The sequence below is a fragment of the Streptomyces sp. NPDC053048 genome (assembly GCF_044547045.1).
GTDB lineage: Bacteria > Actinomycetota > Actinomycetes > Streptomycetales > Streptomycetaceae > Streptomyces.
In genome coordinates, this window is record NZ_JBITZS010000008.1 from 373,654 (window position 1) to 389,756 (window position 16,103).

General features: G+C 74.5%; 14 protein-coding genes. All 14 read right to left on the minus strand.

Annotated elements, in window-relative coordinates; genetic code table 11:
* Window positions 1-6: 6 nt before the first annotated feature.
* The 14 genes from ACIG36_RS23405 to ACIG36_RS23470 all read right to left on the minus strand — a co-directional run bounded on the left by ACIG36_RS23405 (window position 7) and on the right by ACIG36_RS23470 (window position 16,099).
* Window positions 7-642 (minus strand): hypothetical protein, encoded by a 636-nt coding sequence (locus ACIG36_RS23405; RefSeq protein WP_399931007.1) that lies wholly within the window; start codon window positions 640-642, stop codon window positions 7-9.
* Window positions 642-896 (minus strand): hypothetical protein, encoded by a 255-nt coding sequence (locus ACIG36_RS23410; RefSeq protein WP_399931009.1) that lies wholly within the window; start codon window positions 894-896, stop codon window positions 642-644. Before ACIG36_RS23410 ends, ACIG36_RS23405 begins: the two co-directional genes overlap by 1 nt.
* Window positions 897-952: 56 nt before the next feature.
* Window positions 953-2,359 carry a xylan 1,4-beta-xylosidase gene (locus tag ACIG36_RS23415; protein ID WP_399931012.1) on the minus strand — a complete coding sequence of 469 codons (1,407 nt, stop codon included), beginning with the start codon at window positions 2,357-2,359 and terminating at the stop codon, window positions 953-955.
* Between the two features lie 93 nt (window positions 2,360-2,452).
* Entirely contained in the window at window positions 2,453-2,827 is a 375-nt protein-coding gene (locus ACIG36_RS23420; RefSeq protein WP_399931015.1) for a GntR family transcriptional regulator, read from the minus strand.
* Between the two features lie 78 nt (window positions 2,828-2,905).
* Window positions 2,906-4,759 carry an asparagine synthase (glutamine-hydrolyzing) gene (gene asnB, locus ACIG36_RS23425; RefSeq protein WP_399931018.1) on the minus strand — a complete coding sequence of 618 codons (1,854 nt, stop codon included), beginning with the start codon at window positions 4,757-4,759 and terminating at the stop codon, window positions 2,906-2,908.
* A gap of 141 nt (window positions 4,760-4,900) precedes the next feature.
* The gene (locus ACIG36_RS23430) at window positions 4,901-6,088 is read right to left on the minus strand and encodes a type III PLP-dependent enzyme (protein ID WP_399931021.1); all 1,188 of its coding nucleotides are present in this window, start codon (window positions 6,086-6,088) and stop codon (window positions 4,901-4,903) included.
* The gene (locus ACIG36_RS23435) at window positions 6,085-7,842 is read right to left on the minus strand and encodes an IucA/IucC family protein (protein ID WP_399931024.1); all 1,758 of its coding nucleotides are present in this window, start codon (window positions 7,840-7,842) and stop codon (window positions 6,085-6,087) included. Before ACIG36_RS23435 ends, ACIG36_RS23430 begins: the two co-directional genes overlap by 4 nt.
* Window position 7,843: 1 nt before the next feature.
* Complete coding sequence (locus ACIG36_RS23440) at window positions 7,844-9,052, minus strand: MFS transporter (protein WP_399931026.1); 1,209 nt, start codon at window positions 9,050-9,052, stop codon at window positions 7,844-7,846.
* Window positions 9,049-10,803: an IucA/IucC family protein gene (locus ACIG36_RS23445; protein WP_399931029.1), complete on the minus strand. Its 1,755-nt coding sequence runs from the start codon at window positions 10,801-10,803 to the stop codon at window positions 9,049-9,051. Before ACIG36_RS23445 ends, ACIG36_RS23440 begins: the two co-directional genes overlap by 4 nt.
* Complete coding sequence (locus ACIG36_RS23450; RefSeq protein WP_399931032.1) at window positions 10,800-12,023, minus strand: acetyl-CoA carboxylase biotin carboxylase subunit family protein; 1,224 nt, start codon at window positions 12,021-12,023, stop codon at window positions 10,800-10,802. Before ACIG36_RS23450 ends, ACIG36_RS23445 begins: the two co-directional genes overlap by 4 nt.
* A gap of 166 nt (window positions 12,024-12,189) precedes the next feature.
* Window positions 12,190-13,197 (minus strand): ABC transporter substrate-binding protein, encoded by a 1,008-nt coding sequence (locus ACIG36_RS23455; RefSeq protein ID WP_399931034.1) that lies wholly within the window; start codon window positions 13,195-13,197, stop codon window positions 12,190-12,192.
* 42 nt (window positions 13,198-13,239) lie between these two features.
* Window positions 13,240-14,064, minus strand: a complete 825-nt coding sequence (locus ACIG36_RS23460; RefSeq protein ID WP_399931038.1) for an ABC transporter ATP-binding protein — start codon at window positions 14,062-14,064, stop codon at window positions 13,240-13,242.
* Window positions 14,061-15,119, minus strand: a complete 1,059-nt coding sequence (locus tag ACIG36_RS23465) for a FecCD family ABC transporter permease (RefSeq protein WP_399931040.1) — start codon at window positions 15,117-15,119, stop codon at window positions 14,061-14,063. The genes ACIG36_RS23460 and ACIG36_RS23465 overlap by 4 nt, the downstream gene beginning before the upstream one ends.
* A complete protein-coding gene (locus ACIG36_RS23470) occupies window positions 15,116-16,099 on the minus strand; it encodes a FecCD family ABC transporter permease (RefSeq protein WP_399931235.1) in 984 nt (327 codons plus the stop codon). The genes ACIG36_RS23465 and ACIG36_RS23470 overlap by 4 nt, the downstream gene beginning before the upstream one ends.
* Window positions 16,100-16,103: the final 4 nt, after the last annotated feature.

Below are 16,103 nucleotides of genomic sequence, written 5' to 3' on the forward strand. Positions count from 1 at the left end.
GGGTGGTCAGAACAGGGACCGGTAGCACAGGGCGGCCACGGCGCTGAGGCCGGCGACCGGGCGCCGGGGCCGGTGGTGCGGCAGGACATGACCGTTCAGGGCGGTCACGCCGGAGTCCGGGTAGGTGACGCGGATCCCGCCGTCGCGGTCCCACGCGGGGTCGCCCTCGAGCTCGCCGAGCCGCTCCATGCCGGCCCCGATCAGATGGGGATGGACGTGCAGCGGGCCGACGTCGCCGAAGGCGACGGTCAGCAGGGTCAGGTCGCACTGCTCGGTGTCGATGTGCAGGAAGACCTCGTCGTCGCCCTCGTAGTAGCCGTAGGCCGCGAAGGTGGGTACGAGCAGCCGTCCGGTCAGCGCCCGTGCCGCGCCGACCAGCGACAGGTGCACCCGGGCCAGCAGCGGGCCGCTCGCGGCGGGCGTCGCGCGGCGCGGCAGCCGCCGGGCGGGGACGGGGGTGCGCGGGCCGCGCCGGGGTATCTCGGCGCCGGCGTGCCGCCGCCGGCCCTCGGCCGCGATGGCCTGGGCCAGGTCGCGGTCCCACAGCCCCGCCAGCCCCACGTGCCCCCGGGCCGCGAAGGCCCGTTGCTCGGCCCGGGTGACGGTGGTCCGGCGCAGCGGCGGTGTGCCGGGGCCGGCCATCAGGGCGTGGTGGCGACGGGCCAGGAGGCCTCGGTGGTGTAGTGCGCCAGCTCCCCCTCGGGTGTCAGGCGCAGCACCCCGACGAAGGTGTAGCCGTCGGCGAGCGGCACCCTGCCCTGCGCGCCGAGGTGTTCGTCGATGGCGGCCCGCGCGGCGGGCTCGGCCCGCGCCATCTCCACGACCTCGCGGGGCAGCACGTAGTAGTTGTCGTCCGCGTCGGCGATGACCAGCGCCTGGCTCGTGTCGTCCGGCATGGGGGCTTCCTTTCGGTCGGTGGGACGCCGCGGGGAGAGGGGTCGTGGCCGTGGGCTCACAGCCAGCGGGTCTCGTACGGCCCGAGCTCGACCCGGCGGCCGTCGACGCGGGCCGTGACCTTGTGGTCGAGGGTGTTGACGGCCAGCACCGTGCTGCCCGAGGCGAGGACGCGGATCCGTGCGCTGTCGTCGCCGCTCACGTCCACGGAACGGAACGCGGTGCCGGGCGGGAAGGCCCTGGCGAACCGGGTGAGCAGATCCAGCATCGGCAACTGTCCGCCGCCGTCGTTCAGTTCGGTGCTGCGCCACAGGCATCCGGGGCATTCGGCGCCCTGTTCCTGGGGGTTCCAGTAGAAGGCTCCCGCGACCCCGGCCTCGGCCAGGTACGTCATGGCGCTCGCCTGGACGGCCACGCGGTGGGTCTCGCTCCACGTCTTGCGGTTGTCGTGCTCGTCGGCGGGTTCGACGTACCACTCGGCCCACCACACCGGCAGTCCGGTGGTGCGGTTGAGCCAGCGGGTGACGTCCGCGAACTTCTCGGTGGCGCGGAACTCGTCGGGGACGGTCCTGTTGCCGGTGCGGGTGTAGCTGGCGCCGTCGACGACGACGAAGTCGGCTCCCTCCTTGTGCTCGTCCCAGTACTCCACCGCGTCGACCGCGCGCTGGTCCACGGCACCCCAGGGGCCGCTCACCCGGGAGGCGTTGGTACCGGCACCGGGGGCCTCGCTGTCCATGACGACGTACGGACCCCCGACGAGGGCTCTGCTGTTCCTCTTCTTCACCTCTTTGTAGACGAGGTTGTAGAGCTCGGTGTACCCCTCGTAGTCCCAGCGCTTCCTCGATTCGTCGTAGAAGCCCTTGAACTCGTTCCAGACGACGAAGTGCCGGACGTCGGGGTAGCGCTTGGCGATGACGCCCGCGAGTTTGGCGAAGTCCTTGTAGTGGGCCCGGTCGGGGGCCTTCTCCAGGGACTTCTGGGACCAGTCGGTGCGTTCGCCGCCGCCCTTCATCCAGTCGGGGGCGCAGCACAGGGTGAGCACGGGTGTGGTGCCGGTGCGGCGCATGAGGGCGACGCGCCGGTCGAGGTCGGTGAAGTTGTAGCGGCCCTTCCTGGGCTCGGGGTTGTCGACGCCCCAGCCCATGATGTGCTGGTTCTGGGGCAGCCGGTCGCCGGAGAGGGTGCGGGCGGCGGTTCTGCGGGCGTCGTCCTGGCCGAGGTCGGCGCTGTACTGGGTGTGGGTGAAGCCCCAGCCGATGTCGGCGGCGGTACCGCCGAGCCGTCCGCCGCCCGTGCCGGGCGGCAGGACCGCGAGGCTCACGGTGACCAGGGCCACCGCGGCGACGACGGCGGCCGCGAGCAGGACGGCGAGCCGCGACCGCGGCGTCCACGACCGCCACCACGCCGCCGGCGGCCGCCTCCGTGCCGCCTTCGGCGGCGTACCGGATCCACCATGACGTCCCATCACGGAAAGGGTAACGGGGGCGGAAACGGTATGCGGGGGCTTCGCGGCGGGACCGGGGAAAACCAGGGGCCGTGCCGACCCATCGGACACGCCCTAGCGTTCGTACACCGCGCGCAGTGCGTCCCGGGCGGCGGCGAGGGCGGCGTCGTGGTCCAGGCCCAGGCGGTGCGCGCGCTGGGCGAACGCGGCGGCCGCGGCGGCGGCCTCGCGCTCGGGCGCGGCGCCCCGGGCGGCGATGAACGTGCCGTGGCGCCCGCGCGTCTCGATGATCCCGTCGGTCTCGAGCGCCCGGTAGGCCTTGGCCACGGTGTTGGCGGCCAGGCCCAGTTCCTCGGCGAAGCCGCGGACGGTCGGCAGCTTGTGGCCCACCGGGAGGGCGCCGGAGCAGGCGCGCTCGGCGATGCCGGCGCGGATCTGCTCGAAGGGCGGTTCTGCGGCGTCCGGATCGACGGTGATCTGCAAGGGCACGGCGGGACTCCTGGCCGGTCGGGCGGTTGTGCCGTCCATTGTGCGCCAGCAGTGGCCGCCGTGCCCGCAGCGCCAGCCCTAGAGCTCCAGGGTCGCGCCGTAGGAGAGCAGCCAGCTGTTGAGGCCGAGCACCACCTCGGTGGCGGCCCGGTAGGAGTCGCCGGCGTCCTCGGCGAGCGCGCGCCGCAGGGCGGCGCCGTCGAGCAGGGGGCGTACGGGCGCGCCGGGGTCGGCGAGGACGCGGCCGAGCTCGGTGCGCAGTGCGGCCGCGTAGCGGGGGTCCTGGGTGCTGGGGTAGGGGCTCTTGACCCGGTCGGCGACGGCGGCGGGCAGCACGTCGCGGGTGGCGGCGCGCAGCAGGGACTTCTCCCGGCCGTCGAAGGTCTTCATCGCCCACGGGGTGTTGAAGACGTAGGAGACCAGGCGGTGGTCGCAGAAGGGCACGCGCACCTCGAGGCCGGTGGCCATGCTGGCCCGGTCCTTGCGGTCGAGCAGCATCTGCACGAAGCGGGTCAGGTGCAGATAGCCGACTTCGCGCATCCGCTTCTGCAGGCCGCTCTCGTCGGGCAGGCGGGGGACCTCGGCGAGGGCGTCGCGGTAGCGGGAGTCGGTGTAGCCGGGCAGGTCGATCTTGGCGAGGAGGCCCTGGTCGAACAGGCCGGTCCGGCCGCCGCTCGCCTCGCCGGAGAAGTGGTCGGCGACGCGGGCGGCGACCCAGGGGAAGGTGTCGGCGTGCGCGTGCTCGTTGTGGAACCAGGAGTAGCCGCCGAAGACCTCGTCCGCGGACTCGCCGGACAGGGCCACGGTGGACTGTTCACGGATGGCCTTGAAGAGCAGGTAGAGCGAGGTGTCACCGTCGCCGAAGCCGGCTATGGGCAGGTCGCGGGCGGTGAGGACCGCGTGCCGGTGGGCGGGGTCCGTCAGGGCGGCGGTGTCCAGGACGATGTCGCGGTGGTCGGAGCGCACGTGCTCGGCGAGGGCGTGGGCGTAGGGGCCGTCGGGGGTGGGCCGCAGGGCGTCGGCCCTGAAGTGCTCGGCGTGGCCGGCGAAGTCCACGGAGAACGAGCGCACCGGCCCGCGCCCGGCCGCGGCGAGGCCTTTGGCGGCGAGGGCGGTGATGGCGGAGGAGTCGAGGCCGCCGGAGAGCAGGGTGCACAGGGGGACGTCGGCGACGAGCTGGCGGTCGACGATGTCGTCGAGGAGTTCGCGGACGCGGCGGACGGTGGTGGCGGTGTCGTCGGTGTGCTCGCGGGCCTCCAGCGCCCAGTAGCGGCGCACGCTCAGGCCCTCGCGGCGCACGCGGGCGATGTGGCCGGGCCGCAGCTCGTGCATGCCGCGGTAGACGGCGTGGCCGGGGGTCTTGGTGAAGGCCAGCAGTTCGGCCAGGCCCTCGGCGTCGACGGCGGGACGGACGGCGGGGTGGGCGAGGATCGCCTTGGGCTCGGAGCCGAAGAGGACGCCGTCGGCGGTGGGCCGGTAGTAGAGCGGCTTGATGCCCATGCGGTCGCGGACCAGCAGGAGTTCCTCGGTGCGCGGATCCCACAGGGCGAAGGCGTACATGCCGTTGAGGCGTTCGGCGAAGGCCTCGCCCCATTCGAGGTAGGCGTGCAGCACGACCTCGGTGTCGCTGCGGGTGCGGAAGGAGTGGCCGAGGGAGCGCAGTTCGGCGCGCAGCTCGCGGTAGTTGTAGACCTCGCCGCTGTAGGTGAGGGCGAGCAGGGTGCGGCCCTCGCGCTCGACGAGCATGGGCTGGCGGCCGCCCTCGATGTCGATGACGGCCAGCCGGCGGTGCCCGAGGGCGGCGCGGGTGTCCAGCCAGATGCCGCCGGCGTCGGGGCCGCGGCAGGCCATGGTGGCCGTCATGGCCTCGAGCGTGCCGCGGGCGGCGGTGAGGTCCTGGTCGTAGGAGATCCATCCGGTGATCCCGCACATGTCGCGGTGTCCCCTCTCGGTGGCGGTCCCCCGTGGGCACGGCCCGCCGCGCGAGGGCGGCGGACCGTGCCGACGACGCTACGCCCGCTATAGATGCACACGCCATCTACATTTGGTAAAACCGAGCGGATCCGGCCCGCGTCAGCGCAGGAAGTGGAACGTGGGGGCCGGGTGCATCAGGAACTCGTGGTGGGAGATGTTCCAGGCGTACGCGCCCGCCATGGCGAACGCCACCCGGTCCCCCACCCGCAGCTCCGCCACCGGGACGCGGGCGGCGAGGGTGTCCTTGGGGGTGCACAACTGGCCGCTGAGGGTCACCGGTTCGTCCAGCGCGGCCGGGCGCGGCCAGGGACGGTCCCACTCCTCGGTGGGCAGCACGGTGAAGGGGTGGTCGTGGCCCTTGGCGGCGGGGGTGCGCATGTGGTGCGTGCCGCCGCGCAGCACCGCGAAGGCCTCGCCGTGGCTGTGCTTGAGGTCCAGCACCTCGGTGACGTACCAGCCCGCGTGGACGGTCATCGCCCGGCCCGGCTCGATGCGCAGGGTGACGCCCGGGTGCCGCCCGGCGAGCTCGCGCAGCCCCCGGCCGTAGGCGGCCCAGTCGAAGCGGGTGTGCGGGCGGGCGTAGTCGACGGCCATGCCGCCGCCGACGTTGACCTCCATCGGGCCCAGCCCGTGCCGGTCGCCGAACTCCCGGGCCCAGGCGGTGATCCGGCCCGCCACGGCCAGCTGGGCGGGGGCGTCGAGGCCGCTGGCCAGGTGGGCGTGGATGCCGCGCAGCCGCAGCCGGCGGCCGCGCAGCAGCGGCACGCAGGCCTCGGCGCGGCGCGGGTCGAGGCCGAACGGGCTGGGCCGGCCGCCCATGGCCAGCGCGGCGCCGCCCAGGTCGCCGTCGCCGACGGGCAGATTGACGCGCAGCAGGACGTCCACGGGCGCCGTGCCGGGCAGCTCGTCGGCGAGGGCGGCCAGCAGCCGCAGCTCGTGCTCGCTCTCCACGTGCAGGCGCTCGACGCCCAGCTCGAGGGCGAGCCGCAGCTCGGCCTCGGTCTTGCCGGGGCCGCCGAAGGCCAGCGGCAGGCCCGGGACGGCCTCGCGGACGTGCGCCAGCTCGCCGCCGGAGGAGACCTCGTAGCCGGTGACGTGGGGGGCGAGGGCCCTCAGGATGTCCGGGGCGGGGTTGGCCTTGGCCGCGTAGTGCAGCTCGACCTCCGCGGGCAGGGCGGCCCGTACCGCCCGCGCGTGCTCGTCGAGGGCGGTCAGGTCGTAGACGTAGGCGGGAAGTTCGCCGGCCGGCAGCGCGGTGACGTGTGCGGCGGCGCGGGGGGTGATCACGACGTGGTGCTCCAGGGTTCGGTGCGGGTCTCCGCCGAGTTCGCCACGGTCAGCAGGTCCGACACCAGGGGCGAACCGATCCGGACGTAGCCGGCGTGCCGGTCGGCCTTGCGTTCCCAGCGGGTCAGCAGGTTGGCCTTGGCCGGCAGCGGCACCCCCGCGACCAGGGCGCGCAGCAGTGGCGGGTTGCCGTGGGCCTCGGCCCGCCGGGCCAGCACCCGGCGGACGGCGGACCACAGTTCGGGCTCCAGGTGGGGGTGGCGGTCGGCGAGGGCCGCCAGCATCTCGGCGAGGTGGTTGACGAGCAGGCAGTACACGACGCGGTCCCAGCCGCGCTCGCGGTCGTACGTCATCGGGCGGGCCACGTCCTCGGGGAAGGAGGCCAGGGCCGCCGCGTGGTGCTCGGGGAGCAGCTTGGTGCCCTCCAGGTCGCGCAGCAGGACCTGCCGGGGCATGCCCTCGTCGTCGACGCCGACGACGACGTTCTGCAGGTGCGGCTCGAGGACGACGCCGTGGTCGAAGTAGGCGGCCAGCACCGGCGGGACGAGCAGGTCGAGGTAGGCGTCCCACCAGGCCAGGGCGGATTGCGGGCCGGTGCCGGCGAGCAGGCGGGAGACCTGGGCGCCGGTGGTGGGGTACTCGTCGGCGACGGCGGCGGCCAGCAGGGCGGTCAGGCCGGGCGCGAGGCGGGCGCCCAGGCCCTCGCGGACGATGACGCCGAAGCCCTCCGCGAGCTCGCGGCTGCCGAGGTCCAGGGTGCGGTAGCCGGGTTCGCGCAGCAGGTCGGCGCCGGGGAAGCGGGCGGCCAAGTCGGCGGCCACCGGCTCCAGCAGGCGGGTCAGGGCGACGGCGCCCGTCAGCTCGTACTCGGCGTTCTTGCGCAGGCAGTTGGTGATGCGGATGTTGAGGCTGAACTTCAGGAAGTCCTTGCCGTCGTAGAGGGTGCGCACCGATGCGGTGGGCTCGAACTCCGCGCCGCGCTCCCCGAGGTCGAGGACGTCGCCCCGCTCGATGGCCGCGCGCAGGACGGGGTGGTCGGCGAGCATGCCGTACTGCCAGGGGTGCGCGGGCAGCAGCGCGTACCCCTCGGGCACGCTTCCCTGCCGGTCGAAGGCGGCCAGGGCGGTGACGGTGGCGGCCTCCTCGCGGAGGAACTCGCGGCGCACGGCCAGGTGGCGCAGGGCGAAGCGGGCGCGTGCCTCGGGCGCGTAGCGGGCCCAGTCCTCGGCGGCGCCGGAGCGGGCCTTGGGGGTGGGGTGGAAGCGGTGGCCGAAGAGCAGGGACTGCTCGGAGTCCATGTAGCGGGCGCCCGGCGTCAGGCCGTCCGGGCCCGGCCGCCAGGTGTCGAGGGCGGCGCTGACGCCCGCGTGCCCGGTGGCCACCTGGCCGAGGAACTCCTCGTTGCGCACGCCGGTGCGCAGCTCGAGCTCGCGGTGGATGTACTCGGCGAGCGCCTGCCAGGGCAGCTCGGCCCACGCGCCGTCGCGCTGTTCGGTGACCGGCCCGGTGAAGCGGTGGGCGCCGATCAGGGAGGCGCGGCGCAGCCGGACGCGGAGCAGGGCGCCGCTGCGGGGCAGGCGCAGCAGCAGGTGGCCGTCGGTGACGGCGGTCTGGTGCTCGGGGCCCGACACCTCGCGCAGCAGGCAGTTCAGCAGCGTGTGGGCGACCACGTGGTCGGCGACGGGCACGCCGGCGAGCGCTGAAGGGCTCGTGCGGAGCGAGGAGGCGGAGGAGGCAGAGGGGGCTGAGGACATTTCAGCGACTCCAGCGGAGGAGGGTTGGCGTGCTGACGAGCGCCGTCAGGGCTGCGACGGCGGATCCTGCGACGATGGGGGCGGCCGGGCCCCAGAGGTCGTTGGAGACGGCGGCGACCGCTCCGGCGACCACGGCCCCGGCCTTGGATATGAACTCCAGGGCCCCGAACATCCGGCCGGGCCTGCGTCCCCGGCTGGCTTCGGCGGCGAGCGCGGACAGGCTCACCAGGCCCAGGGTCATGCCGGCGCCCAGCAGCAGCCGCAGCGCGACGAAGGAGACCAGGGTGCCGGCGCCCCAGTGCCCGGCGAGGGCCACGGCCACCAGCCCGAAGCCGGTGACCGCGCCGAGCAATGGGCGGTGGGCGACGGCCGTGTGCACGGGCCGGGCGAGCAGCGGGTAGCACACGTGGGGCAGGGCGAAGAGGACGCCGCTCGCGAGGGAGCCGAGGCCGGGCAGCCGCTCCTCGACCAGGGTGATCAGGTAGGGGTAGGAGATCACGGTGGCCAGGACGAAGGCGAACTCCAGGGCGTACAGCAGACGCAGCGACCCGGGGGCCGGGCTCTCGTCCGCCTCGTCGCCCTCGGCGGCCGGGGCGTCCGCCGCGGGCCGGGCGGCGCGCGGCGGTTCGGGGAGCGCGGCCAGCATCAGGGCGGCGGCCAGCGGCAGCACGGCGAGCAGCGCGTACTGGCGGTGCGGGGAGACCCAGGGCGAGAGGGAGCCCACCACGATGGGCGCGGCGACGAGCGCGAGCCGGGCGGCGCCCTGCATCAGGGTCAGCGCCCAGGACAGGCGGCTGCCGTCGAGGGCGGCGGCGAGGTAGCCGTTGGAGGCGGCGAAGGTGCCGCCGAGGACGCCCTGCAGGACGAGGGCGGCGGTGAAGGCGGGCAGGCTGTCGGCCCAGCCGGCGAGCAGGAACGACACCGCCAGGCCCAGCTGGGCCCGCAGCAGCAGCCGCTTGCGGCCGTAGCGGTCGGCCAGGCGCCCCCACAGGGGAGCGCCGAGCGCGCCGAAGACGGTGGGCACGATGTACAGCAGCCCGGCCCAGCGGGCCTCGCGGTCGCCGAGCGAGGGCAGGATCTGCGTGAGGTAGGGCGGCAGGCCCAGCGCGGCGAAGGAGGCGACGAAGTAGCAGGCGGCCACGGCGTGGATCTGGCGGTTGCCCAGGGTGGCCGGTGCCTGCCGCTTCGTACGCTCCAGGACCGCGGTCACCGGAGGTCCCCGCGCAGGTAGTTGGGCCCGTCGACGTAGTGCTTGTTGATGTCGGCGGCGCCGGAGCGCTCCTTGGTGAGCAGGGTGCCGGCGGTGATCATGGCCTTGACGGGCAGCCGGTCGGCGTCGAGGACCCGGGCGCGCAGCACGGCGGCGGGGCCGGGCGCGATCCGCCCGAGCGCCTCGGCCAGCCGGTCGCGCAGCTGCCGCAGCCAGTCCTCGAGCGATCCGCGGCCCACCGCGGCGAGTTCGAAGGCGAGGGCGCCGGCGCACAGGTGGACGGTGATGGTGGCGAACACGTCGGCCACGGGTCCGTCGCCGGCCACCAGGATGCGCTTGTCGTCGAAGCCGAGGAGGTCGGCGGCCTCGCCGCCCAGGCGTGCGGCGAGCCGGACGGAGTGCACGCGCGGCCCGTCGTTGTCCTTCAGCAGCAGCCGCATCCTGGGCCGGCCGTCGATCTCGTCGAGGACGACGGAGGTGTTCTGCTGGTGGGACTCGAGGGCTATGCCGTACGAGAAGAGGGTGGTGTGCCAGTCCAGCAGCAGCGTCAGGTAGGCGTCGACCAGGGCGACGAGCGAGCCGCCGTAGTAGCGCTCGGCGAGGGCGTCGGCCACCAGGCGTCCGTCGGGGGTACGGGCGAGCAGCCCGGCGACGGTGACGACGTGGGCGTCCTGCAGCCCGGCCGGGTAGCGGCGGACGAGGGTGGCCAGCAGTTCGTGGCCTGCGCCCAGGTGGGTGCGTTCGTCGGCGATCAGCACAGTGCCGGCGAAGCGCGGTTCCAGGGCGATGATCTCCTCGAGCAGCCGCTGGCCGACCTCGCCGTCCAGCAGGGTGCCGGGCTTGATGGTGCGCCGGTTGCGCAGGCCCAGGGTGGCGGTGGCGAGCGGCAGCTTGAGATGGGTCCCGTGGTCGTCGGTGACGGCGACCGTCCGGGTGGAGAGGGTGGGGGTCACCTCCAGCCAGGGCTTCTCGGCCAGGTGGGCGGTGCCGGTCAGGCCGGTGGCGGCCAGCGCCTCGGTGAGCGGGGCGCCGGCGGTCAGGGGGTGGACGGGCAGGGCCAGGTGGCTGTCGTCGAGGCGGGGCAGGCCGAGGGCGGCCGGGGTGGGCCACCAGTGCGGGAGCCCGGCGAGGTCCCCGGTGACCGCCGTGCGCGGCACGGCGAGCCAGCGCAGCGCGAAGGTGGGGTGGAACTCGGGCGCATACGCGCGTAGTTCGGCCTCGCTGAGGCCGGAGCGTGCTCGTCCGGTGGGGTAGACGGGGTGGTCGCGGAAGGCGGCCAGGGTGTCGAAGGCGAGGGAGCCGCCCAGCCCGGTCCAGGCCGTGACGGAGTGCCCGTAGGCGGCGGCCAGCCGTGCGACGACGTCCTCGCGCACCCGGCCGTGCAGCCGGATCGCGGCGAGCGCCTCGTCGCACTCGGTGAGGAAGGCGTCGAAGCCGGCCCGGTCCTCGGGGACGGCCGCGGCGCGCAGCCGGGAGAGCACCGCGCGCAGGCCCCGCACCGGTCCGCCGGCGGTCTCCAGGACGGCCTCGCGGGCCCGGACCTCGCACTGGAAGCCCTCGGGACCGACCGGGAGCAGCAACGTTTCCCCCGTGACGGGGAGCCGGAGCCAGTCCCCGTCGGGACGCTTCTCGGCGACCGCCTTGGAGCGCAGCTGGTAGGCGTCCTCGCGCAGCAGGGTGCTGAGCACCCTGCCCAGCAGCTCCTCCTCCAGCGCGTCGCGCGCCGGTGCGGTCGTCTCGGCCGTGCTCATGAGACGATCTCCCATCGCTGGGCAGCCAGGAATTCCGCGACGGCACGGTCGATCCGGTCCTGGTCGGTACCGGTCGCCCGCAACACCCCCAGGTAGTCACGGTTCGTGCGGTAGTGCGGGTGTTCCTCGCCGAGCTCGCGCAGTGGCCGGTAGACCAGCCGGACCCCGTCGCGCTCGGTGTCGCTCGCCCCGGGCGCGGCCTTGAGAGTGCCGCCGCGCTCGGCGCACACGTACTCCATACGTACCCGGCCGTCCGTGCGCGCACCGAGTTCGGCCGGGAGTGGCCGGCCGAGGTGGGTGCGCAGGATGTGCTCGAAGAGCGGAATGTCCAGCAGGCCGGCCAGGACGAGGTCGCACTGGTCGCCGATGGCGCGGTAGTTGACCTCGATGATGCGGGCGCGGTCGCCCTGGACGACGTACTCGGTGTGGCAGATGCCGAAGCCGATGCCGAGCGCGCGCAGCTGGGCGATGATCTGCTCGCTGTGGGGCTGCGGGAGTTCGGGCAGCAGGTCGAGGCGTTCCTCGATGAAGTACGGCAGGGGGGAGAGCTCGGTGCGGAACGCGGCGAAGGCGTGCAGGGTGGTGCCGTCGCCCAGCGTCTCCAGGGTGTGCAGCTGCCCGTCCAGGTACTCCTCGACGACCAGGGCGGCCTCGGGCCGGCGGGCGCGGATCTCCCGGCAGCGTTCGGCCAGTTCACGGCCGTCGTGCACGAGGACGACGTCCTCGCTGGCCACGCCCTCGCGGGGCTTGACCACGCAGGGGAAGGGCAGGTCGGCGTCGGCGAGCTCGTCGGCGTCCTGTCCGGGGCGCAGCTCCACCGAGCGCACGGCGTCCAGGCCGGCGTCGGCCAGGGCCCGGCGCAGCTGTGCCTTGTTCTTGGCGTTGTGGGCGGCCTTCCAGTCCTTGCCGGGCAGGCCGAAGTAGTCGGCGGCCAGCGCGGCCTGGGTCTGCAGGTGGTCGCTGTTGGTGAAGACGGCGTCGGGCCGGCCGAGTTCGGAGATGCGGCCTATGACCTCGCGGAAGTCGCGTACGCCGCAGTGCACCAGGTCGAGTTCGGGCAGGGCCTCGCCGCCGGCGGCGACGTGGCGTGCGTAGGCGCGCCGGTGGGCCTCGGGCTGGTCGGTCAGGAGGGTGACGGCCAGGCCCAGGCGGGCGGCGGCGGGCAGATAGCCCTCGGTGACGGAGTCGGTCGGGTTGAGCGCGAGAAGATGCAGCCGCACGGGGGCACCTTTCGGAGGAGGCAGGGGTGTCAGGGGGTGCTCGCCGCGGGCGGCGCCGCACACGCGGCCCGCGGCGAGCGGTGGGGAGAAAGGGTCTTGCGGGTACTGCGGGGTGTTCCGGGGCGCTGCCCGGGTCCTGCGGGGCGGCCGGGCCGGCCGGGGCGGGCTACTTGGGGGCGTCCACGCCGGCGGCCTTGGCGATGTCGTCGACGACGTGGTTGGCGGCCTGGATGCCGATGCCGGACATCCACGTCTCGTCGGGCACCTGGACGACCTTGTCGTTCTTGACGGCGCCCAGGCCCTTCCAGAGCGGGTTCTCCTGGACGGCGTCCTGCTGGGTCTTCTTGGGGTCGTCGGCGACGGTCACGAACACCAGGTCGGCGTCGGCCTTGTCGATCTGCTCCGGGGAGACCTCGAGCATGGGCTTGTCGACGTCCTGCGACTCGGGGCGGCGCAGGCCGATGTCGGACAGGACGATGCCGCTGAACGACTGCTTCTGGTACAGGCGGGTGGGGCCGGCGACGAAGCGGACGACGGAGGCGGTGGGCATCTTGCCGTCGTACTTCTTCTTGATCTCCTCACCGAGGGCCTTGGCGCGCTTCTCGTACGCCGCCATGGCCGCGTCGGCCTCCTTCTCCAGGCCCAGCGCCTTGGCGTGGACCTTGAGGTTGTCCTTCCAGGGGGCGCCCGTGGTCTCGGTGAAGACGGTGGGGGCGATGCCCTTGAGCTTGTCGTAGACCTTGGCGTGGCGGACCTTGGAGGACAGGATCAGGTCGGGCTTGAGCGACAGGATGCGCTCGACGTTGGGCTCGGCCATGGGGCCGACGTCCTTGGTGTCCTTGACCTTGGCGGAGAGGTAGGCGGGGAAGCCGCCCTCGGTCTTCATGTGGGGGGAGACCGCGCCGACCGGCGTGATGCCGAGCATGGTGACGTCGTCCAGCTCGCCGGTGTCGAGGACGACCACGCGCTGCGGCTTCTTCTTGATCTCGGTGGTGCCCATGGCGTGGGTGATCGAGCGCGGGAAGCCGGCGTCGGAGGCGGCGGGCTTGGACTCGTCCTTCTTCTTGTCCTCGGCGCCACCGCAGGCGGCGAGGGCGGCGGTGCCGACGATCACAGCGAGCAGCACCGTGAGCACTCTGCGCATTCTGTACAGGGCTGGTCGGAGCACGGTCATGGTGGGGTTCCTTTTTTCGAGCGGTTGAGGGGACGTGCGGAGTCAGGAGGCGGCGGGCGCGGTGCGTCTGCGCGACCGGTCGCGCGGGACGACCAGGGGGGTGCCGGTCTCGGGGTCGGGGACGACCCGGCACCGCACCCGGAAGACCTCCTCGACGAGTTCGGCGGTCAGGACCTCCGCCGGGGGCCCGGCCGCGGCCGGGCGGCCGTCGCGCATGACGACCAGGTGGCCGGCGTAGCGGGCGGCCTGCCCGAGGTCGTGCAGGACCATCACGACGGTCCGGCCGGCCTCGGTGTTGAGCTCCTCGACCAGGTCCAGCACGTCGAGCTGGTGGCGCAGGTCGAGGAAGGTGGTGGGCTCGTCCAGGAGCAGCAGCGGGGTGTCCTGGGCGAGGGCGAGGGCGATCCAGGCGCGCTGGCGCTGGCCGCCGGAGAGTTCGTCGACGGCCCGGTCGCGCAGGGCCTCGGTGCCGGTGCGCGCGAGCGCCTCCTCCACCGCGGCCTGGTCGGCGGCGGACCAGGGCGTGAGCATCCGCTGGTGCGGGTAGCGGCCGAGGCGGACGAGCGCCTCGACGGTGATGCCCTCGGGGGCGATCGCCTGCTGCGGGAGCAGGCCCATGCGGCGGGCCAGGGCGCGGGCGGACATCCGGTGGATGTCGGCGCCGTCGAGGGTGACGGTGCCCTTGGCGGGGGCCAGCAGCCGGGCGAGGCCGCGCAGCAGGGTGGACTTGCCGCAGGCGTTGGGGCCGACGACGGCGGTGACGGCGCCGCCGGGGAGCGTCAGGTCGACGCCGTCGACGATGACGGTGTTCCCGTAGCCGAGCGTCAGGCCGTGGGCCGCGAGCTGGTTGGCGTTGGTCGCGCTCATCGGGTGGCACTCCCGGGGTGGGGCTTGAGTTGACGCAGCATCAGTACGAGCAGCCAGGGCGCCCCGAGCGTCGCGGTGACGACGCCGACGGGCAGCCCGTGGACGGGCAGGAGGTGCAGGACGACGAGGTCGGCGCCCAGCAGCAGGACGGCTCCGGCGAGCGCGGTCAGCGCCAGCGTGCCCGCGGTGGGCGGCCCGGCGAGGAACCGCACGATGTGGGGTACGGCCAGGGCCACGAAGCCGACGGGCCCGGTGAGGGCGGCGGCGACCGAGGCCAGCACCACGGCCAGGAACAGCAGCTGCAGCCGGGCGGCGTTGGGGGACAGTCCGAGGGCGCCGGCGCTGTCGTCGCCGAGGTCGAGGACCGCGATCCTGCGGTGGCAGACCAGGGCCAGGACGAGCCCGGCGAGGATCGCTCCTCCCCCGGCCTCGACCTCGGTCCAGTTCCGCCCGTACACCGAGCCGGTGGTCCACTGGAGGGCGGAGGAGGCGAGCTCGGCGGGGAAGCGGACGATGAGGAGGTTCACGGCGGCGGCGAGGCCGGACTGCACGGCCAGGCCGACGAGGACGAGCCGGGAGACGGTGAAGCCGCCCCGCCAGGCGAGCAGGCCGAGCAGGCAGGCGGCGAGCAGGCCGCCGCCGAGCGCGGCGGGCGAGATCAGCGCCGCCGGCGCGCCCGAGGCGATGACGGCCACCGCGCCCAGCGAGGCGCCGCCGGTCACCCCGACCACGTCCGGGGAGGCGAGCGGGTTGCGGGCGACGCGCTGCAGGATCGCACCGGCGACGCCCAGTCCCGCGCCTGCCGCGACGGCGGAGAGCACCCGGGGGGCGCGCAGTTCCTGAATGAGCATCACGGTGCCGGGGTCGCCGAGCCCGACCAGGCCGCGCAGCGCGTCCACGGGCGGGACCCGCACCTCGCCGGTGCCGAGCCCGATCGCGGCCAGCACCACGAGCAGGGCCACGGCGGCCGCGCTCAGCAGGGCGGTCCGCCGGCGCTGCCGGGCGAGCGCGCCGCCTCCCGGGCGGGGCTTCGCGTCGGTCATGACGGAGGTCATCGCGCCACCTTCCGGGCGAGGAAGGCCAGCAGGGGCGCGCCGAGCAGGGCGGTCACGATGCCGACTTCCAGTTCGACGGGGCGCAGCACGACGCGGCCGAGGACGTCCGCGGCCAGCAGCAGCAGCGGGCCGGCGATCAGGCAGCCGGGGATCACCCAGCGGTGATCGGTGCCGAGGAGCTTGCGTACGAGGTGGGGGGCGGCGAGGCCCACGAAGGAGAGCGGGCCCGCGACCGCGACGGAGGAGGCGGCGAGCAGGATCACGGCGATCCCGCCGGCGGCGCGCACCCTGGCGACCGGGACGCCCAGCGCCTGGGCGGTCTCGTCGCCGAGGGCGAGGGCGTTGAGCGCGGGGGTGACGGCCAGGGCCAGGACGAGGCCGGCGGCCAGCGGCACGGCGACGGGCAGCAGGATGTCGGTCTGCCGGCCGGCGAGGGAGCCCGCCAGCCAGAAGCGGGCCTCGTCCAGGGTGCGGTGGCTGGTGAGCATCACCGCGGAGGTCCAGGAGATGAGCACGGCGTCCAGCACGGTGCCGCCGAGCGCGAGCCGCACGGGGTCCAGGTCGCCCGCGCGGCGGGCGAGGGCGAGCACGGCGAGGGTGGCGAGCGCGGCGCCGCCGAAGGCGAAGGGCAGGTACTGGGCCGGGTGCGTCAGGTGCAGCGCGTAGCTCGCGACGACCACGGCGAAGCCGGCCCCGTGGTTGATGCCCAGGGTGGCGGGCGAGGCGAGGGGGTTGCGGGTGATGCCCTGGGCGAGGGCGCCCGCGACGCCGAGGGCGGCACCCACCACGACGCCGATCACCGTGCGCGGCACCCGCAGCCCGGTGACGACCAGTCCGTCGCGGCTCCGGTCGCCCTCGGTGAGGGCGTGCCACACGGTGGCCAGGGGCACCGAGCGGGAGCCCGCCGCCAGGCTGAGCGCGGCGCAGGCGACGAGCAGGACGACCCCGGCCGCGACGAGGAGCAGCCTGCGCGTGGCCAATGGC